The 18,281-nt window shown below is 49.3% G+C and carries 24 protein-coding genes and 3 pseudogenes; 11 read left to right on the top strand and 16 right to left on the bottom strand.

Annotation, left to right across the window (positions count from 1 at the left end):
• A pseudogene (locus H6F72_RS27430) lies at nt 1–132 on the top strand (IS1 family transposase); the annotation flags it as partial.
• A 421-nt stretch (nt 133–553) separates the two neighbouring features.
• Here H6F72_RS27430 and H6F72_RS30905 read toward each other — a convergent pair.
• Genes H6F72_RS30905 through H6F72_RS27420 form a run of 3 tightly spaced genes read right to left on the bottom strand, consistent with a single transcriptional unit; the run spans nt 554 to nt 2,622 of the window.
• The gene (locus H6F72_RS30905) at nt 554–688 is read right to left on the bottom strand and encodes a hypothetical protein (protein ID WP_255527385.1); all 135 of its coding nucleotides are present in this window, start codon (nt 686–688) and stop codon (nt 554–556) included.
• Nucleotides 682–1,848 (bottom strand): MFS transporter, encoded by a 1,167-nt coding sequence (locus H6F72_RS27425; RefSeq protein WP_190442875.1) that lies wholly within the window; start codon nt 1,846–1,848, stop codon nt 682–684. The genes H6F72_RS30905 and H6F72_RS27425 overlap by 7 nt, the downstream gene beginning before the upstream one ends.
• 36 nt (nt 1,849–1,884) lie before the next feature.
• Nucleotides 1,885–2,622: an SDR family oxidoreductase gene (locus H6F72_RS27420; protein ID WP_190442874.1), complete on the bottom strand. Its 738-nt coding sequence runs from the start codon at nt 2,620–2,622 to the stop codon at nt 1,885–1,887.
• Nucleotides 2,623–2,810: 188 nt separating this feature from the next.
• On the opposite strand from H6F72_RS27420, the gene H6F72_RS27415 reads away from it, so the two are divergent.
• Nucleotides 2,811–3,137, top strand: a complete 327-nt coding sequence (locus H6F72_RS27415; RefSeq protein ID WP_190442872.1) for a helix-turn-helix domain-containing protein — start codon at nt 2,811–2,813, stop codon at nt 3,135–3,137.
• Nucleotides 3,138–3,151: 14 nt separating this feature from the next.
• Here the strand turns inward: H6F72_RS27415 and H6F72_RS27410 are convergent, their stop codons facing one another.
• Nucleotides 3,152–4,168: a Rieske 2Fe-2S domain-containing protein gene (locus tag H6F72_RS27410; protein ID WP_242017177.1), complete on the bottom strand. Its 1,017-nt coding sequence runs from the start codon at nt 4,166–4,168 to the stop codon at nt 3,152–3,154.
• 62 nt (nt 4,169–4,230) lie between these two features.
• Between H6F72_RS27410 and H6F72_RS30580 the strand changes: the two are divergent.
• Together H6F72_RS30580 and H6F72_RS30575 are read left to right on the top strand one after the other, a co-directional pair.
• Nucleotides 4,231–4,848 (top strand): annotated as a pseudogene (locus H6F72_RS30580) (TetR/AcrR family transcriptional regulator); the annotation flags it as partial.
• Nucleotides 4,849–4,905: 57 nt separating this feature from the next.
• Nucleotides 4,906–5,004, top strand: a pseudogene (locus tag H6F72_RS30575) (IS1 family transposase); the annotation flags it as partial.
• 128 nt (nt 5,005–5,132) lie between these two features.
• On the opposite strand, the gene H6F72_RS27400 reads toward H6F72_RS30575, so the two are convergent.
• The 6 genes from H6F72_RS27400 to H6F72_RS27375 form a co-directional block, all read right to left on the bottom strand.
• Nucleotides 5,133–6,485 carry an amidase gene (locus H6F72_RS27400; protein WP_242017176.1) on the bottom strand — a complete coding sequence of 451 codons (1,353 nt, stop codon included), beginning with the start codon at nt 6,483–6,485 and terminating at the stop codon, nt 5,133–5,135.
• Complete coding sequence (locus H6F72_RS27395; protein WP_190442867.1) at nt 6,482–7,294, bottom strand: SDR family oxidoreductase; 813 nt, start codon at nt 7,292–7,294, stop codon at nt 6,482–6,484. The genes H6F72_RS27400 and H6F72_RS27395 overlap by 4 nt, the downstream gene beginning before the upstream one ends.
• Nucleotides 7,295–7,375: 81 nt before the next feature.
• Nucleotides 7,376–7,882 carry a DUF6653 family protein gene (locus tag H6F72_RS27390; RefSeq protein WP_190442865.1) on the bottom strand — a complete coding sequence of 169 codons (507 nt, stop codon included), beginning with the start codon at nt 7,880–7,882 and terminating at the stop codon, nt 7,376–7,378.
• Between the two features lie 309 nt (nt 7,883–8,191).
• The gene (locus tag H6F72_RS27385; protein ID WP_190442863.1) at nt 8,192–9,478 is read right to left on the bottom strand and encodes a glycosyltransferase; all 1,287 of its coding nucleotides are present in this window, start codon (nt 9,476–9,478) and stop codon (nt 8,192–8,194) included.
• A 10-nt stretch (nt 9,479–9,488) separates the two neighbouring features.
• Nucleotides 9,489–9,968 carry an SRPBCC family protein gene (locus H6F72_RS27380; RefSeq protein ID WP_190442860.1) on the bottom strand — a complete coding sequence of 160 codons (480 nt, stop codon included), beginning with the start codon at nt 9,966–9,968 and terminating at the stop codon, nt 9,489–9,491.
• A gap of 20 nt (nt 9,969–9,988) precedes the next feature.
• Complete coding sequence (locus H6F72_RS27375; RefSeq protein WP_190442858.1) at nt 9,989–10,441, bottom strand: cupin domain-containing protein; 453 nt, start codon at nt 10,439–10,441, stop codon at nt 9,989–9,991.
• Nucleotides 10,442–10,617: 176 nt separating this feature from the next.
• Here H6F72_RS27375 and H6F72_RS27370 point away from each other — a divergent pair, with 176 nt between their 5' ends.
• Both H6F72_RS27370 and H6F72_RS27365 read left to right on the top strand, forming a co-directional pair.
• Nucleotides 10,618–11,211 carry a TetR/AcrR family transcriptional regulator gene (locus H6F72_RS27370; RefSeq protein ID WP_190442856.1) on the top strand — a complete coding sequence of 198 codons (594 nt, stop codon included), beginning with the start codon at nt 10,618–10,620 and terminating at the stop codon, nt 11,209–11,211.
• A 210-nt stretch (nt 11,212–11,421) separates the two neighbouring features.
• Nucleotides 11,422–11,643, top strand: a complete 222-nt coding sequence (locus H6F72_RS27365) for a HEAT repeat domain-containing protein (protein WP_242017175.1) — start codon at nt 11,422–11,424, stop codon at nt 11,641–11,643.
• 118 nt (nt 11,644–11,761) lie between these two features.
• Here H6F72_RS27365 and H6F72_RS27360 read toward each other — a convergent pair whose 3' ends face one another.
• Genes H6F72_RS27360 through H6F72_RS27350 form a run of 3 tightly spaced genes read right to left on the bottom strand, consistent with a single transcriptional unit; the run spans nt 11,762 to nt 12,666 of the window.
• Complete coding sequence (locus H6F72_RS27360; protein ID WP_190442854.1) at nt 11,762–11,953, bottom strand: hypothetical protein; 192 nt, start codon at nt 11,951–11,953, stop codon at nt 11,762–11,764.
• Entirely contained in the window at nt 11,938–12,270 is a 333-nt protein-coding gene (locus H6F72_RS27355) for a hypothetical protein (protein WP_190442851.1), read from the bottom strand. Before H6F72_RS27355 ends, H6F72_RS27360 begins: the two co-directional genes overlap by 16 nt.
• A gap of 30 nt (nt 12,271–12,300) precedes the next feature.
• On the bottom strand, nt 12,301–12,666 hold the full coding sequence (locus tag H6F72_RS27350; RefSeq protein WP_190442849.1) for a DUF2834 domain-containing protein: 366 nt from the start codon (nt 12,664–12,666) through the stop codon (nt 12,301–12,303).
• Nucleotides 12,667–12,765: 99 nt separating this feature from the next.
• Here H6F72_RS27350 and H6F72_RS27345 point away from each other — a divergent pair, with 99 nt between their 5' ends.
• From H6F72_RS27345 to H6F72_RS27335, 3 genes are all read left to right on the top strand, one after another.
• The gene (locus H6F72_RS27345) at nt 12,766–13,608 is read left to right on the top strand and encodes a helix-turn-helix domain-containing protein (protein ID WP_190442847.1); all 843 of its coding nucleotides are present in this window, start codon (nt 12,766–12,768) and stop codon (nt 13,606–13,608) included.
• Between the two features lie 376 nt (nt 13,609–13,984).
• Entirely contained in the window at nt 13,985–14,236 is a 252-nt protein-coding gene (locus tag H6F72_RS29890; RefSeq protein WP_242017174.1) for an NUDIX domain-containing protein, read from the top strand.
• Between the two features lie 452 nt (nt 14,237–14,688).
• Nucleotides 14,689–15,651: an aldo/keto reductase gene (locus H6F72_RS27335; RefSeq protein WP_190442844.1), complete on the top strand. Its 963-nt coding sequence runs from the start codon at nt 14,689–14,691 to the stop codon at nt 15,649–15,651.
• Nucleotides 15,652–15,838: 187 nt separating this feature from the next.
• Here H6F72_RS27335 and H6F72_RS29885 read toward each other — a convergent pair whose 3' ends face one another.
• The gene (locus H6F72_RS29885) at nt 15,839–16,399 is read right to left on the bottom strand and encodes a hypothetical protein (RefSeq protein WP_199299349.1); all 561 of its coding nucleotides are present in this window, start codon (nt 16,397–16,399) and stop codon (nt 15,839–15,841) included.
• Nucleotides 16,380–16,760: a hypothetical protein gene (locus H6F72_RS29880; protein ID WP_199299348.1), complete on the bottom strand. Its 381-nt coding sequence runs from the start codon at nt 16,758–16,760 to the stop codon at nt 16,380–16,382. The genes H6F72_RS29885 and H6F72_RS29880 overlap by 20 nt, the downstream gene beginning before the upstream one ends.
• A gap of 106 nt (nt 16,761–16,866) precedes the next feature.
• On the opposite strand from H6F72_RS29880, the gene H6F72_RS27325 reads away from it, so the two are divergent.
• Both H6F72_RS27325 and H6F72_RS27320 read left to right on the top strand, forming a co-directional pair.
• The gene (locus tag H6F72_RS27325) at nt 16,867–17,220 is read left to right on the top strand and encodes a hypothetical protein (RefSeq protein WP_190442842.1); all 354 of its coding nucleotides are present in this window, start codon (nt 16,867–16,869) and stop codon (nt 17,218–17,220) included.
• A gap of 264 nt (nt 17,221–17,484) precedes the next feature.
• Entirely contained in the window at nt 17,485–17,811 is a 327-nt protein-coding gene (locus H6F72_RS27320; RefSeq protein ID WP_348252710.1) for a GFA family protein, read from the top strand.
• A 324-nt stretch (nt 17,812–18,135) separates the two neighbouring features.
• Here H6F72_RS27320 and H6F72_RS27315 read toward each other — a convergent pair.
• Nucleotides 18,136–18,281 (bottom strand): transposase (locus H6F72_RS27315; RefSeq protein ID WP_190431025.1); only part of this gene is annotated, 146 nt, incomplete at its 5' end.

Raw genomic sequence — 18,281 nt, 5'->3', positions numbered from 1 at the left:
CGCTTGCGGCACTATCTGGCTCGTCTGCATCGTCAGAGCTTCTGTTATTCCAAGTCACAAGAGATGCTGGAAGCCTCTATCTGCTTATTGACCTACTATCTGAGACATTGGAAAGTACTGATTCCTGTCTAAATCATTCGCTCTTTGTGCAACGCCCGACCGCTGTAGGGGATCATTGTCTGATGCTCTTTTTTGATCACTCGCATCCATGGATAAAGCCATGATACGGGCAACAACTAGTACTAACTGATTACCATGCTTTGCTTTGACTGGCTCAAAGATCAACCGCGGTGGAACTTCAAGCAGTGGCTTCGGCTCTTGCCAAACGAAGGGTACTTTTAGAAAAGTTTGCTGACTCATAGGCAATCACAACCAATATTGGCGAACTGTTTGCTCATTGAGGGGGATCAAGCGGTTTATTTGTCACAACCTTGAAATTAAATTAAACCGCCGATCGCTAGTTGAATAGACCTCACCCGAGTACACTTTGCTGCGTTGCTCCTTTGGCAAGCTGGATGGAAATCATCATGGCCCCTCCTTTGCCGCCACTGTTTCAAGCGATCGCCCAAGCACAAGATGAAACCGAGTTAAGGGGAGTAATGCAGGCAAAACTGGGTGTGTATTTTGCTGCCACCCGACGGGGATTGATGTTTCTAGACCAGCTTGCCACTGTATACGTTTCTACCACCAGCGCCAACCCAATCCCAGTGCGACCGCCCCCATTGCAACCATCAATCCCCCTGCCAGTCGATAGGTGACATCTAAGCCAACGGCTCCACTCAAAGGTTGACTCAGAATCGGTGAAACAAACTGACCGAGGAAAAATGCAGTGGTTAAACCACCCAACACTCGCCCTCTCAGGCTTCCAGGAGTGACAGAGGTGAGGCAAACATTCATATTCGGCATCAATAACCCTAACCCTGTTCCGGCGATCGCCAATCCGACTAAAACCATGGCATAGGTGGGTGAGACGCCGATCACGAGATAGCCAACTGCCATCGACAAGAATGCGATCGCATAGATACCCATATATGAAAGCCGAGTTTTAATCTGCTTGTAGGCGATCGCGCTCCCTGCACTGAATAACGTGGCGAGGGCAATGGCCAATCCGCTCTGCGATGCATTCGCATTCACCAATTGCTTTAAGTAAAACGGCAATTGCACCGGAATTAAATAAAATACAATCTGCGACAGAAATGCAGCACCATAGGTCAAGGCTACAACCTGCCACGGAAAAACGTCAGTGCCATCTATTCCCGAATTTGGAGCATCTGCTGCCTGGTTAGGCTCTGGTAGAACAAAGACTACAAGCGGCAAAATCAAGAGGGCCAGCAGATAAATCAGGAATGGCATTCGCCAGTTCACATCTGCCAAAAATCCGCCCAGTGATAGAAACAACACTCCACCTAAGCCCATAAAGGCTGCCTGAAAGCCGAGGAATTGGGCGCGAACAGCTCCAATGTAATAGTCGGCGATGAGAGCCGTAGCGGTCGTCATAATGCCTGCTACGCTCAATCCCAAGAGCACTCGCCCGACCAAGATCAGGCCAAGATTGTTCAATACGGCTCCAGAAGTACCTGCCAAGCCGTACAACAACACAGCGATCGCCAGAAGGGGTTTCCGCCCAAAGCGATCGATTAACGTCCCTACTAGCGGAGCACCGAGCGCAATGAATAACGCTGGGGCAGTTAAAACAAGCCGTACCCAGTAGTCCGCATTGGGGGTGGCGGCGAAGTGGTCGCGCATGGCAGGCAGAGCTGGGGCGATCGTCGCTCCTGCCATGACGGTGAGGCTACTGCTGAGGAGCAGAGTGGCTTTGACAAGAAAAGAATTTGTCTTGAGGAGCATGGTCAGGATCAGTGAGGGGGCGAACCGAAATTAAGGTTAAGTGGATACCATTTCTGCCATCCACTTCTCAATCGCTTTCGGGTCTTGCAGTAATTGTGCTTGCATTTTCTGTGCCTGCTCACCTGGGTAAACATCTTCAACCTCATCTACGACGGCCTGAAGTGCTGCCCGCACCACCTCTTCAGGCGCAACTTTTGGGGGTGGAAAGTGTTTACTCATTCCGGCGTCTACCGTTCCGGGCATGACCCCAACCACCAACGTTTTCTGTGAGGCAAGTTCAGCTCGAATGCCCTGTGTCGCCAACAGAGCCGCCGCTTTCGAGGCACCGTAGGAAGCATTCAGCGGAAAATTGACCTTTGCCAGCATCGTTAGCATATTCACGATCGCTCCTCCCCCATTGGCTTTCAAAACTGGAGCAAACGCCAAACACATCCGCAACGTCCCGAAGTAGTTGACTTCGATCTCCACTCGCATCTGGTCAAAGTTGGCATCTGCGACCAACCGCTGGTTAAACCCCACTCCCGCATTGTTGATGAGGAGATTTACATCCGAGTACGCCTCAGCTGCCTCTTTGACCGAAGCTTCATCGGTAATATCCAATGAAATTGGAATAATGCGATCGGGGTCGGCTGCCGCAATATCCTTCAAACTATCTGGATTACGGGCACCTGCATAAATACGAGCGGCTCCAGTTTGTTGTAAACCTTGAATATAATATTGCCCAATGCCACCGTTTGCGCCTGTCACTAAGGCGATCGCACCTTGAACCTGCATTCTGGCTTGTCCTCATAGGGTTTGGGATGGTCATTAGCTATTCGTCATGCATCATGAGTGATTTGCCACTACAGTAAGCACGCTCACAATCAACGACCCATGACCATGCTTAGGGTATACTCCTACTACCTTTTTCGGAAGTACTTACTTTTTTGTAAGCTCCTTCAACGGATGGGAAAGTAACATAGATGACCCATGAACCGGCTCAAGGCACTATATTTGTGCAAACCACCTTAAAAGTATTAGGTGGTAAATGGAAAATTCTCATTCTGTGGCATCTCAAAGATGGAGCAAGGCGTTTTAGTGAACTAAAGCGATTACTGCCAGAGATTACAGAAAAGATGTTGATTCAGCAACTACGAGAATTAGAGAGAGACGGAATTGTCAACCGAAATATCTATTCAGAGGTGCCGCCTAAAGTAGAATACTCGTTCACGGAATATGGTCTAACCCTAAAACCTGTTTTGCAAATACTTTGCAGCTGGGGAGAAAATCATCTCAAGCATATTGAGTGAAGCCAAGTGAGCGTTTATCTGGAAAGATTAGGTTCTACAATATTGGGGAAACTTTCAAAGTTACGGCGGACCCAATCCATTCCAACTTCATTGTTGAGTTTGATCTTTTGCGGTGTGTTGGGATAAATCTTGCCCAAAATATCAGCGTCCTGATCAATCACCACCTTACCGAATTTGAGATAAGTTTTACTAAACACTCTAAAGGCAGAATGTTTCGCTTGACCAAAAAGCAGGATGTAAGTCCGAGTGCGATTCTCGGCTTCTGGCACAAAGAAATGGCACTGTGCCGCCTTTCCTAATGGCATCTCGCCATGAAAGATGACCAAGGATGGAAAATGGTTTTCCAGATGTGCTTTGATTGCAGTAGGGAGTAAAAATAAATCTGGTTTTCTCAGCTTCCCTGCCACGGTGTAAGGTGCAGTAGGCATGTCATAGAATGCATGAGAATTCAGCCCATTATCAATAAACTGCTGAAACTCGACATCAGTGATGCGAAACAGATCCCGATGAGTGCCGTTCTGATGGTTGTAATCATGCATATTCAACAGCATGGTTAGCAGATCTGTTTCAACACTGCGATCGCCCGTATGTCCCACAAAGTCATATTTCTCTGCAATGTCATTCATCACAGCAGGAATGGGAATTTTTGGTTCGTGCCCACCGTAAGACCAGATGAAATCACCTTGAATGATGAGTTCTAGGGGGTTTAATAGAGGCAATGTTTTTTTACCGGAACCCGGTAGAATTGTACAACCTGTGGCATCAAAGGGCAACGCATGGAATGGGCAAACAACGGTACTTGTGCCATCGTTGCGCACTTCACACCATCCTTCCGAGAGCATCGCCCCCATGTGCGGACAGGCGTTCGGCAATGCATAGACTTCTTCTGTCGAATCCTTCCACATCACATAGTCAACACCGCATAGAGAAATCTTTCGGGGCTGATTGGCCTGCAACATCGACTTGTGCGCCAACAACCAGGGCGCACCAGGAAGCATCATTCGCGCAAGCGTGGACTGGTCCGTTCGCATAGCATCCTCCAATGATAAAATCATGAAAAATCCGTCATGTTTTAGCTTGTAGAATTCAAAATATGACAGAGCATTCACGTTCGTCAAGCCCCCAATCATCTATTAATCTGCGTCGTCAGCCTAAACAGCAACGGGGCAAGGAAAAAGTTGAGAAGATCCTGGATGCGGCTGCTGCCGTTTTTGATGAGGTGGGCTATGACGCCGCAACAACTCACATGATTGCTGCCAAAGCAGGAACGGCGGTTGGTTCTCTCTATCAGTTTTTCCCAGACAAAGCTGCGATTTTTAAGGCAATGGAGATCCGCCATTCGGAACGGGTGAAAGGGTTTTGGTCGCAAGTAGACATTCCAGCCCTAGTGCAACTACCTCTGCGCCAAATGATTCATGTTCTCGTTGGATCGGTTGCAAAATTGTTTGAGCAACCTGTATCGCGTGTCGTATTTGTCCAGTTTTATCTAGCCCCTCAGATCTTCCAGTCAATTGACGAAAGTATGACCCAAGATGCGATCGCTTTTATGGCAAGTATTCTCAAGCATCACAATCCTGCTTTATCAGAGGAACTGCACGATTTGCTGGCAGAAGTCTGTGTACACAGTAGTAATGCCGTTATCCTGGCAGCACTCCGCAACCCCGATCCAGAGCATCGCCAACGCTTAACGCAGCAGATTGAGGATTTGATGGTGTCATATTTAGAGCCGCATATCGGCGATCAGCGGTTAGGTAGTGTAATGAAAGTAATGATATGCCCCCATTGCCAATCCAACCAGCTATCGAAAAACGGCTATCGTCGGGGGAAACAGTGCTATCTCTGTAAGGTTTGTGGAAAACAATTTGTGGCTTAATAGCCTGGTGGCGATTGAAAGCCGTTGATCGCAGCATCAAGTTGTTGGGCGATCGCGATTAACTCCATCTCTCTCCACCGCTTGCCCACAATCTGGATGCCAATCGGTAGTCCATTTTGCGTTTACCCCATGGGAATGACGATGGTTGGATGACCGCTTAAATTAAACGGCATGGTGTATGCTCCATTGGCAACTCCGTATGGGTAAGCTCTGCCATCAACCTCAACCGCACTCCAGGCAGGACGATGGGTAAATGCGGCCGTTGCAGCCACAGGGACTAACCAAACATCCCATGACTCTAATGCCGTATCCAGTTGAGTAATGAAGCGATCGCGCTCGGTCAGCGTTGCAAAATATCCCTTCAAACTGGGATTGAGTAGCTCTGGAAGAAAGCGGCTGAAGTCTCCTAATTGTCTGAGTTTTTTATCACCTTGGGTGGCTGTACGAGCGATCAACTCTAAACTGCGTCGGATGTTATAACGATCTCTCGGTTGAGCATAGGTATTGTTATAAGCTGCAACTCGCATGTACAGGTTCAACATCTTTGAGGTGTCAAAGCCTTGGGGCAGCCAACGTTCTACCTGGGCACCCGTATTTGCCAACATTTGAGCCGTTTTCTGCATGACGGTGCGGATATCAGAGGCGACCGGAACTTCACTCCACTGATCAATCCAGGCAATCTTGAGATCAGACAATGCTTTGCCTGAAGGCGGATCTAGGGGAACCGGAGGAACATCTGGACGGCGCACATCTGCTCCGGCAATCAGCGAAAAGCAAAGCCGAATGTCTTCCAAGGATCGCGCCAAACAGCCAACTGTCATCATCTGTCGAACACACAAGGGCAGACCCGGAACTTCAGGAATCATGCCTGCGGTAGAAATGCGGCGATCGGTGGATTTGAGTCCATAGACCCCACAAAAGTGAGCGGGTTGACGCACAGACCCGCCAAAATCATTGCCCAGATCGAGGGGTGAAAGACCTGCTGCGATCGCGGTAGCACTGCCCCCTGAACTTCCTCCAGGCGTGTAGGCTAAATTCCAGGGATTGTTGACTGGCGGAAACAGAGAATTGATACTCTGATAATCGGCTGCGAGTTCTGCCATGTTGGTTTTTCCCAGGATAAGCGCTCCCGCTGCTCTCAGTCTGGCAACGACTGTCGCATCCTGCTGGGGAATGTAATCTCGAAGGGGAATATAGCCTGCGGTTGTGCGGAGTCCAGCCGTTTCAAAAATGTCTTTGATCGTGACCGGAACTCCATGCAATGCGCCCCAATCTTCACCTTTTGCAAGCGCCTCATCTGCCTGCTTGGCTCTAGTTCGGGCATTTGCTCCATCAAGGGTGCAGATGGCATTTAGTTTCGAGTTGTGTTGAGCAATTTGTTCCAGATGCGCGTCTAGAAGTTCGACCGCAGAAATTTGGCGCTCGCGAATCATGTGAGCCATGTCAGTAGCAGACTTAAACACAATCTTGTTCATGATATTTCCTCTAAATTCAGTGAAATGCTTTTCCTCTCCCGGTAATTCTCTTTGGATAGTTGGCTCAAAAACGCTTCCCAGCCAACTTTGCCGTACTTTTGGTCGGGGCAGAGCTGTGCTCCTGTACGAAAGGCTTGGGCGATTTTGCCAGGAATGGGAACTTCGACAACGCTCCGTTTCCGTCCAGTTGCTTTGAAATACACTCTCGCTAGATCGGCTGCTGTCCAAATTTCGGGACCCCCGATGTCGCTCACTCGTCCGGCAGCAGAGGAAAGAACCAGTTCAACTAGGCGATTGGCAACTTCACTTGCTTCAATCGGCTGGAGCAGAAAGCCTTTGGGCATGAGCATGATAGGCAGGCGATCGAGCAGTTGAATCAGCGTCAGTACAAATTCGTGAAACTGTGTTGCTCTAAGAATGGTCCACCCGATGGAAGCCTGTTCAATCATCTGCTCAACTTCAAGCTTCATGCCGTAGTAGGGGTAAAAGGGGTTGCGATCGACTCCGACAATCGAGACATAAACAATGTGAGAAACTCCTGCCTGTTCTGCGGCTTGAAGTAAGCGCCTCGTTCCTTCTACATCAACTTGACGTGAATTGGTGGGGCTAGAAGCGCAATGAATAATGGTATTAATTCCTTCGACTGCCTTCTCCAATCCCTCACCCGTCAGCAAATCTCCTGGAACGGTGCCGAGACGTCCACTACGACTGAGAACCTGAACGTTGCAACCCGCAGTTTGTAGGCGATCGACCACCCGTGAACCGAGGGAACCTGTCCCTCCTGTGACCAACATTTTTGATGCGTTCATTCTGAAACCTCCTGGTGCGGTGGAAGTAAGGACTTCGACGTGTTTTATTTACCTGTTAAGCTGCTTCAAAGCCCCAAATGTTTAATAAAGCCAGCTTTGATATTGGGAATGGGCCTGTTTCATATCCTCATAAAGCCACACCATGCGGTCAATAAACCACAGTTTGCTCAGGTAAACGAGAGCGCATCCCAAGGGAGTGAGACAACCATCAAGTGTGACCAATCCCCAGACCACAGCCACCATACCTATCACTGAAACCAGGCTCAGGACATTGGGAACCTGTTGATGGTGTAAAGGAACAGGAACGGTATCTCGATTTAGCCAGACCCGTTCACCCAATACGCCTTTAGAAGCCCAATGATGGGTAGATTGAGGTTTCGCAAAGATGCGGGGATTAATCCACATCCAGAGTAGGGCGATCGCGATGGGAGCCAACGACCCCCAACCCAGCCAGACACGGCTCCAGATCGCCAAAATTAGAATCGGCAGGACAGTGAAACGGGTCCAAACACTCCAGGGATTGGCATGACGTGCCCAGGTTTCCTCATCCATGTGGAACGTGTTGGCAATCTTACGTTCTACAGTCATTGTTATTGTCCTCCTCAAAGTCGTAAGTTCTCTTCTAACCAAATCTACGCTTTCTCTTCAGCAAGCAAAGCAACAGTTTGCTCTGTTTTGGGAGTTATTCATGGTTGTCATTTTCCGATTCTTCTGTTTATGTTCATTCACACTCTGGTTCCTACCTGAGCCATATCCCGCAGGAGTTATTCCAAGTTCTTGGGATGCATTGCATTGAGATATTTGTGAGCGATCGCAGGCGTCAAATATCTCAACTGTGCCGCTTGTTGGAAGAACTATCGGATGTCCTTAATAGTCACGAAGGTGATTCGTAATTCCTCAAACATATTGAGCGGATTGATATTTAGAATGTACAAGATAACGCTCTATAGCTCCGATCGCTTCCTCGACTCCATTCTCTGCTCGAATTGCGGCCCCGATCGCTTTCGCCTGCTGTTGCATTACCGGATTAGTGACAGCAGTTGTGATGGCTGCTGCCAAACGGTCTACCGTTAACTCGGCTTTGGGAATGGGAGACGGACTAGTTCCCAATTTCATCACTCGATCGCCCCAGAATGGCTGGTCGCCAAAGAAGGGCACAACGACAGACGGTACTCCCGCCTTAAGCGCAGCAGCAGTTGTTCCCGCTCCACCATGATGGACGACCGCTGCCATTTGAGGAAACAACCAATCATGAGGAACAGAAGAAAGGAGAAATACATCATCAGGCAATTCAGTCTGAGCAATCCCTCCCCAGCCTGTGAGCAAAATGCCCCGTTGTCCCGTTTGTTGGAGGGCATCCAGGATGATCTGAGTGAACTGTACAGAATCCTCTCCGCTCATGCTGCCGAAGCCGACATAAACCGGGGGTAATCCTGCTGCCAGGAAGCCTAGAAGTGCTGGGGAGGGTTGCCAATCTGATGCTTGATCGAGAAACCAATAGCCAGTCATCTGGATGTGATCGCTCCAATTGGCTGGTCTAGGCACAACTGAGGAACTATACCCGTAGAGAGCAGGCGTTGGTAAACGATCAAGTCTGCGGTAAATCGTTCCAAAGGGAATGGATGGAAGATGTAACTGCGAACGACGAAACTCATTCAATGGTTGCCTGAATATTAATCCAAACCCTTCCATCAACAGCGGATAACTCAGTTGATTGAGAGTTCGGCCTAAATGCAATGTTGGGGGTAGTGAAGGATACGGGAAATCTGGGGTAGAACTTTGAGGCATTAAAGAGGCAAAAAAACAGGGAATTCCTAATGCTTCAGCGATGTCATATCCCCAAACGGCTGTAGCTGTGAAGATAATGGCATCACTATCCTGACAAGCTGCCCAAGAATCAGCGATCGCCTGAGCCACTAGCGGTTGCACCATTTGGGCGTATTGCTTGATCAACAAAATTGGATTCTGGCTCTTTAGCATGTTCTGTCCTGCTTCACTTGCCATCAGGGCTTGGACATCTCCGGCGATCGCAGCAAACGCTAGTTCATACTCTTGCGCCATCTCCTGAAACGTGTCGTGGGTGGCGAGCTTAACTTGATATCCAGCCTGTTTGAGTCCTTGTCCCAGGGCAAGGAACGGTTGAACATCCCCTCGTGATCCTGTGGTTAAAATCGTAATTTTCATCACTGAGTCCTCAATCAGAATCTTCCATCGTCCGTTTGAGATTGGCCAGACAAATGTTCTGGGCAGTTTGAAAGGGATGTTTGACCATTGCCAGGAAGACCACATAGGCAAGTAAATGCCGCATCTCAAACTCAAATTGCCAGGTGATCTGCGTTCCTGAATCGATCGCTTGATATGACCATTTGCCAGAAGCAGAACGTAGAAGCCATGAAAATGGCGGCTTGAGCCCATCTAGCAACTTGTAGGTTTGAAGGGTAGGACGTTGAAGAGAAATAATGCGTTCTGTGATTTTAGAACCATCACTGTTCTGTACAATGCGCGTACTACCTTCGTGGAGTGATAGCCCATCGGTCGTAGTTGCACTCAAAATGGCAGGAATTGCCTGATAACCTGTGAAGCACCTGGGCAGATTCTGACAGTCGATCGACCCATCAAACACTCGTTCAATGGGTGCATTAATGGTAGTTTGTGCACTTGTTTGGATGAGCATTCTACATCTCCTTCCATGGGTCACTCAAACTGCAAGTCGTACTTGGCAGAAATCTCTTGTAAAACCGTTAGATCCGGTGGCAAGCTGGTAATTCTTTCGCCAACTTCCCGATAGAATTCGGCCGCAGTCGCAGGTGAAACGATCACCAGAACCCGAACGATCGCAGAGAGCACCTTAAAGGTATGCACCGCATTGGCAGGAATGTGGCTCACTGCACCTGCTGTCACAACTTGCTGACGATGGCCCAACGTAATTTCGAGTTCACCTTCCAGGATGTAGAAAGTTTCTTCCCAAGGATGGCGATGCAATGGTGGTGCTCCATCAGCCGCATCGATCATCTCAAACACAGCATACTGACCGTTCGTATCGTTTCCATCCAGATTCCATACGAGTGTGTGCGTCAGCATAGAATGCATATCCCCCTGACCCGGTTCAAGAATTTTAGGTTGGGCGTGCTGTACGACCGTCTTCATAAGTGTTTCTCCAAAAAATCACAGGGTTTAGCAACTGTCGGCTATTAGCCGAACCGAACGGTCTAGTTCGATTGACTTAAATCGTAGTCCAAGTGATTTGATTACCAATTCACCCGATCAGGTAGTCTTGAGACCGTACTGTACGGTACGATGAGTGAATTAGTTCAGGTCGTACCATGCCTAAGGAAGCTAAGCAAGCCGCCAAAGCAGAGCAAATTTTGCAAGGAGCCCTGCAAGAGTTTTTGCAAGGTGGCTATGCCGCGACCAGCATGGCTCGGATTGCGACCACGGCAGGAGTATCAAAGGAAACGCTCTACAGCTACTTCGAGAGTAAGGAAAAGCTATTTGCGGCGATCGTGCAATACACTGCTGAGCAGCATCTCCAACAGGTGTTTGCCTCAGAGCCGCTGCCGACTGATCCTGTAGAACAGCTACGAATCCTAGCGCAGAAGAGCATTACTCCTGAAAATCTTGACCCGATGCGCATGAACTTTTATCGGTTGATTGTGGGGGAATCGGGAAGGTTTCCTGATCTAGCTCGGTTCTACGTCAAGCATTTTGAAAAACCGGGCTTGGAAGTTTCAGCGGATCTCCTGAAAGCGGCTCCTCAACTCCGCAGTTCAGACCCAGCAGCCGTGGCCTGGATTATTTCTGGAACGTTGAGCTACTACTATCAAATGATGGAGATGCTGCAAGGCAAGGACATCCTGGATATGACTTTCGATCGCCTAGTGGAAGCTCTGATTGAATTACTGTTTGGCGATCGTTGAAGGTGCGACGATACGCCTTGCAGCGAAATACAGAGTAACCGTAAATTAGTCGTGCGTTGCAGTGGAGTCGTGGGTGCAGCTGCAGTGGGCGAATTCATGGAAAGCCGCTGGATGGAAGGTGAGGGCAGAAGCCTCTACTTGGTAGACTGGCTCCTGCCCTCAGTTTGAGCACCTAGTTCTGACAGTTTCCGGAAGTTTAGCCTGCAAGCGTTGCAAAAAATCCCTGCCGATCGCTCGTTATCAGTATTCATCAAAGCGCTAACGGATGAGTATTCCGATGTGCAACGAGATGCAGCGATCGCTTTGGGAATTCTGAAAAAACAAGCCGCGCTCAACCCCTTACAGCAAGCCCTGAATGGCTGTTTCGTGGTGTCTGTATCTCTGCGAAACGAGCCATTCAGAGTAATCAAAGGTATGAACCCACGGGGCTAGCCCCGGCAGTTAGTCCGCCCCAAGGGACGGGGAATGAACCCAAAGAGATTCAAGAAACCATGCAAGAGCCGTCCAATGCCTAGCCATTCTTCTCCTTTTTAAACGACTCACCCAGATCCTAACACCACAGCCTCTCGATCCATGTCCGTTCCTCAATAGAAGCAGCTTGACGATACAACGGCACCCCTCTAAATGGGTTAGAGGGGGCATTCGGTGGCGTAGGACGATGGAGCGATCGCAGAAATGCGGCAAACCGTTGTGCTTGGTTTTGATCTGGTTCTTGTTGGTTAGCCGTTACCCCTCTAACCAAGGCAAAACGCTCCATTTCCAGGAATAACCTGGTGCTGGATGACCTAATCTGCAAGGAATGGGAAGAGTTGGCAATTGGGGGAGCCAAGTTTGCTCATGTTCGATGAGTGTGGCAGCAATGTTGCGACGAGGCAGCCGGACAGATAGCTGATCACCCAATCGAAACATGACATTATCCCAACCTGCATCTACTAAATGAAGCGGCAAATGCGCCAGATCAGGATGCTGTGCGGCTAGAAGGGAGTGAACTAGGGAGGCATTGATTTCAACCTCAGAAGTGGGTGTTCCGATCGCGCCTGCTACTGGCTTTGAACTCATGTTTGCCTCCCCAGTTAATCTCAAATAATCTCAAACAGTTCGTTCTAGAAGTTGCTCTCGACGGTATAGGAAGAAGGGTAGAGAACAGGAAAGTCCAACGCCAAAGGTCAATCCAATATACAGAATGATCCAGGCTCGTGGGATGTTTAACCGGTTCAATTCAATCCATACAAACCAAAAGAAGGCGATCGCAGAAATCAGTAAATCCGTTGTCAACCCTGCTGCAATGTTATTCGCAAAGGCTTGGTGCAGGAAGAAGGAGGGAGAAAGCAATGCCGAGGGATCTTGTAGGAGCCAGAACCAGGGTGCAATGGAACCGGCAATGGTGAGTATCAAATACAGAACTTTGATACCGCTGAATACGTGGGTTGTCGGAAGATTTGTTGCCTTCAACATCGGGTTGACCCTCAATCAGGATGCTTTCATCATGGAAGCGGGAGATAATCAAAGCAATTACCTGTTAGGTAATCAAAGCTATCTTTTGCCAACCTGGTTATGCAGCAACGCACCCATGCCTCAAATCTACCCCTTGACTCGTTTGGACTGCTTCTGAAGCAATGGCGGGGCCAGCGAGGATTTAGCCAGCTTGATTTAGCCGTGACCAGTCAAGTATCTCAACGCCACATTAGTTTTCTGGAATCCGGACGAGCCAAACCCAGCCGAGAGATGGTATTGCAACTATCAGAGGTGCTAGAGATTCCGTTAAGACAGCAAAACTTGATGCTGACGGCTGCTGGATTTGCCCCTGTTCACACAGAGACTGACCTATCGGCTCCTGAAATGACTTCGATCCGGAAAGCGCTCGACTTCATGCTGCGCCAGCAGGAACCCTACCCAGCACTTGTGGTCGATCGCTACTGGAACCTGCTGCTGACCAACCAAGCTGCCAATCGACTGCTGAACGCTTTTATTAGCCCCGAGGAACTGCAAGCTCACTTCTATCGCGATGGAAAAGTTAATCTGATGCGGGCGATGTTTCATCCTCAAGGGTTCCGTCCCTTTGTGGTGAACTGGGACGATTTTTCAGTGCATTTGTTACAACGCTTGCAGCGAGAAGCCATTGCTGAAGGTGAAAGTGAACAATCTAAAGCGTTATTGAATGAGTTAATGAGTTATCCCGATATTGTTGGGGTTTGGCATGCTGCTGCTCGTGTGGCTCAAAATACCATGCTGCTGACCGTTCATCTCAAACGGGGAGATCTAGAATTGCAATTTTTCTCGACGATCGCCACACTCGGTACTCCCTACGACATTACCCTACAAGAACTCAGGATTGAGTGTTTATTTCCAGCCAATGACCAGACAGAGCATCGCTGGAAACAACTCCTGAAAGCTTAGAATCCTTTAGAACTCGAACCTAATGATGCTCTGTCTGATCTGGCTCTAGAATAGATACAGCTTGAGTTGTAGCTCTGACGATGCAATCTAAACCCAACGAACCCAATCTTCCAACTTGGCGGAGTAGAGCAACTCAATTTTTATTGGGTTCACTCCTGGGATCTTTCTTGATCCTGGTTCCGCTCTCCTATTTCATCTACTTCACACCGGAAGCTGTTCATCTCGTTCATTACATTGGTTCGGCTATCTTTGTGCTCCTGTGTGGGGGGCTCTCCCCAGTGTTCGGAGATCGGTTTTTACAGCTGCTTTCTAAACTGTTCGAATCGATGCCTACTAGTTGAAACGAGTGCACTATCATTGAGGTCGTTGCCTGGATTTGATCAGGGATAGACAGGTCCTGTGTGCCCGGACAAGGGGCAAGGATGTGTTTTATCTACCCGGTGGCAAGCGGGAGAAGGGTGAGTCTGACTGGGAAGCTTTGCCCCGAGAGGTTCAGGAGGAACTCAATGTCAGCCTGATTGCTGACACTCTAACAGAGGTGCTGGTCGTGCAGGAAGTCGCGCATGGATACACAGAACCACTTGGGTGGCAATGCGCTGCTTTGGGGCAGACTGCAGGGGTGAAATAATCGCCAACTCAGAAATCGAAGCGATCGCGTGGTTGAGTTATACGGATTTAGCCCAATGTGCTCCAGCCACTCAACGGGTACTGGAGTATTTGTATCAGCAGTGGATTGATTAGGCGCGATTGGTGACAAGAAACCGCTGTTCAACAGCATCCATCGTTTCGATTAGCACTAGCTCCATAAGAAAATAATACGGTAGCCTACCGATAAACTGTGTATTTTAATGGGGTATCTTCTACCCTGCTGAAATGAATACTGAGCTCAAAACCACTCACTTTCCAGGTAGCAAATTCGCTCAACCGAGAAGAGACATACGATAGTTCAAGCATCCTTACTACCGCGATCCCCGGTCTGCCTGAGTGTGTCTCTAGGAAGAGACTGAGAGCTTTTTCTTGTGTTTGAATTGGCTCATAGCTAAAGGCACTGAGGCTTTAGCGGGCAAGTAAGGAGAACAGATGCCAGAAATTACATCACCATCAGAAATGCTCTACCGAACTCTCGGCAGCACTGGGGAGACCGTTTCTGCGATCGGATTGGGCGGATGGCACCTCAGCTTGGAGCGGGTGGATGAGCCACTGGCGCTCCGGATTGTTCGCAGTGCGATCGATCGCGGTATCACCTTTATGGATAACAGTTGGGACTATAACGGTGGCCTCAGCGAGATGCGGATGGGAAAAGCATTGCGTGATGGCTACCGAGACAAAGTATTTTTGATGACGAAGATTGACGGTCGCTCTAAGCAAGAAGCCACAAGACAGCTAGACGAATCTTTGCAGCGCCTACAAGTAGATTGCATTGATCTGGTCCAGCATCACGAAATTATCCGCTACGAAGACCCCTATCGAGTTTTTGATGAGGCAGGAGCCCATGCCGCTTTGGTTGAAGCAAAAGAAGCTGGTAAACTGCGATACATTGGCTTCACCGGGCATAAAGCTCCTCAAATTCATCTCCACATGCTGGAAGTTGCCGCTCAGCAAGGGTTTAAGTTCGACGCGGTGCAGATGCCGCTGAATGTGATGGATGCTCACTACCAAAGCTTTGCCAAGCTAGTGGTTCCGGAACTGGTAAAGCAAAACATTGGCATCTTGGGCATGAAAAGTCTGGCAAACGGCGTGCTTTTACGCTCCAATACAGCAACGCCAATTGAATGCCTGCACTATGCTCTCAATCTGCCGACGTCGGTGGTGATTACGGGAATTGATAGTCTGGAAATTCTGGATCAAGCCTTGGAAGCGGTGCGAACCTTTCAGCCGATGAACGAGGAGCAGGTGCGATCGCTCTTAGCAAAAACGGCAACGGCAGGAGCCAGCGGTAAATTCGAACCCTTCAAAACTTCATCGATTTATGACGGCACTGCCCAAAATCCCGATTGGTTGGGAGAGGAGCCAGAGCGCATTCAGGAATTGATGTTAGCGTGAGCCAGAGGATAGATTAGGATTTGGCGGCAGGGGATCGTGCTCCCCTCGGCAGGCAGCATGATGATGACCCAATAACTTCGGGCCACTTAAATCCGTCGACATACCTCCTTGAATCGGCCTTCTTCAAGGGATGTTTTTGCTGAGCCATCCTTCAACTCAAGCTTCTACGTTCCATCCTAGCCCCGCATTATAGAGTCACGTCTACGGTTATTCCAGCTTGGCGTAAACGCTCTGCCAGCACCTCACCTAACCCAGTTGCGGGTGTCAGAATTCCGCCTCGCGTTGCACCACCCGGTAGTTTATCGCTTTGCAGAGCCAAACTCAGAGCTGATTCACAGATAAATTTGACCGTGGCTCGATTGCCAGGGTCTCCTTGGCCTCGGATCAGTCCTCGCACCTGGCGACCATCTGTTGCAGCGCCCACCAGTTCACAGGAGAACCACCCTTCATTCATCGTTTGCTCAGACGGTCCATCTCCCGGTTGCAGCAATATTGGTTGTAAGAGCGATCGCGCTTGGGGTTGTTGCACAATTCCTGTAAATAGAGCCAAGCCAGCGGTAACACTCGTTGCTTTCAGCCATGACAACGGTTCATCGAACTTGAGATACTCCTGATAGGTGAAGTCAGGTCCATAGGGGTCTTGCCACTGCTCGTAGAGAGCCGCGCTGCGCTGAACGATGCGGGTATTGACAGGCCCCATGAAGAAGGGAGCGACCCAGGTGTTGAGGTCAGGGGGTTTGGGGGTCACGGTAGCGCTCAGTCTGAGCTGGACAGGGAGAGGAAGTGTTGGGAGGATTCAGTAGGAAGGGATCATTCATCCGAGCGACCCCGACGGAATCATAAAGATGGAAAGCTGAGGCCAGCGTCCCCCCATTCAACCCCCCAGACACCTGGAAATAGGCCTGCACCTGCTGACAAGGAACTCCTAATTCCCGTTGCAGGTGCCGTACCACGAGGTAGGTCCCTAAGTCTGATGGCACGGAATCAAAGCCACAACAAGGAATGATGCGAGTGCCATCTGCAGCGGCTTGAGCCTGGTAGGGATCGATCAAGGTTCTAACCCAGGGTGTTTCTCCTGTGATATCAACGTAGTGCGTTCTGAAGCGCACGCAGGATCCCGATGCTACCGGGAGTGCTTTAGCTTCTGCGGGACTGAGTGAAGCGCAAAAAATATCTTTAAGCGAGTTAGGTATTCCAGCGCTCATTCCAGCTTATGTGCCACAAGGCTTCCAACTGGCTGAGGCGATCGCGAACTCGTGTACGGCTAGAGCTCCTCAAACGAGTCTTTGCCGAGAAGGCCCCAATTACACCTTGGTCTATCGCAATGCTCAAAACACCTGTTTTCTGATGAGAGCAGTTGCAGGTGGCGTGGGGGGCGGAGTCAGTGAGTTTGAGCTTCAGACTCGTACCACCTTACTCGGAGAGGGAGTATCTTGTTTGGCGAGTCTTCTGGAGGCAATCAACAGCCCACCGCTGAGCAATTGCGAGTCGTGCAACCCAATCTCTCTAGCTTCCCAGCTGCATTACAATCGCCGCCAAGTTCCTCTCGCTCTCTCTACTATTGGGTGAGTGCAGGTGATGATACCTACTATCAGGAGACGTACGCTTGCGAACAAAATGCCAGCCTGACGCCGCTCGAACTAGAAAAAATTGTTCAATCTTTGGTCTTACTCGAGTGAGCGATCGCCCTCTGAGGCTAAGGATGGCTTGTAGCAAAGACTTCACACTTTGAAGCTAATCTGTAGAGCGATCGCGCATAATGAATGACGACGAATTGGGCTAGGGCAGTAAAGTATGACGGCTCCTTACAGTGGGGGATGTTAGTGTGGGCAAATTCGATACGAGATTCGGGCTGAACCTCTGACGCTTTATGCGTGTCACTGCAAAGAATGTCCAAAGCAATCTTCTAGTGCCTTTGGCCTGTCAATGCCTGTTCCTCGTGCCGCAGTTGTCATTCTTCAAGGGCAACCGAAACAATGGCAGCGAGTCTCGGATAGCGGGCGTGAAGTGAGTTGCTTGTTTTGTGGAGAACGCGGAACCAGGCTGTTCCATAACCCGGCTCGAAACGCCAAAATTACCAATGTAAAAGCTGGAACCTTAGATGATACAAGTTGGCTCAAGCCCGTTGGCAACTTGTGGACTCAAAGTTCGCAAAAGTAGGTCATTCTGAGTGACGAGATATTAAACTACGAGGCGCAACCCAGCGACTTTAGCCCACTGTTTGAGCGCTTTGAGATTGAGTAGTCTAGAAAGAATTCAGCTTGACCATCAGCGACTGGCGCAAGTTTGGAAGCGGTGCGGTCGCTAAGTTGCTGACGGTGGGCTTTGCACCAATATTTTTGTACAGAGTTACTGTCTTGTAGCGTCATCTTGCCATTTCTGACGACCTACTGGCTTTGACAATCTGGGCAATGTCTAAGTCTAAGCCCAAATCCGCTTATTGCACATCATTTTACGCATCATTCACTAGGGCGTGTTTTAAAACTACAGGCACATCATGATAGAGGCTAGAGTCAGCATGGCAAGGTAGTTTTCAGCTTTTTTCTCATAGCGCGTTGCAATGCGACGGTTTTGCTTCAAGCGATTGAAACAGCGCTCCACCTGATTCCGTTGACGATAGACAGACTTGT

Source organism: Trichocoleus sp. FACHB-46 (assembly GCF_014695385.1).
In the GTDB taxonomy this organism is placed as follows: Bacteria; Cyanobacteriota; Cyanobacteriia; order FACHB-46; family FACHB-46; genus Trichocoleus.
This window is presented reverse-complemented; position numbering and strand designations above follow the sequence as displayed.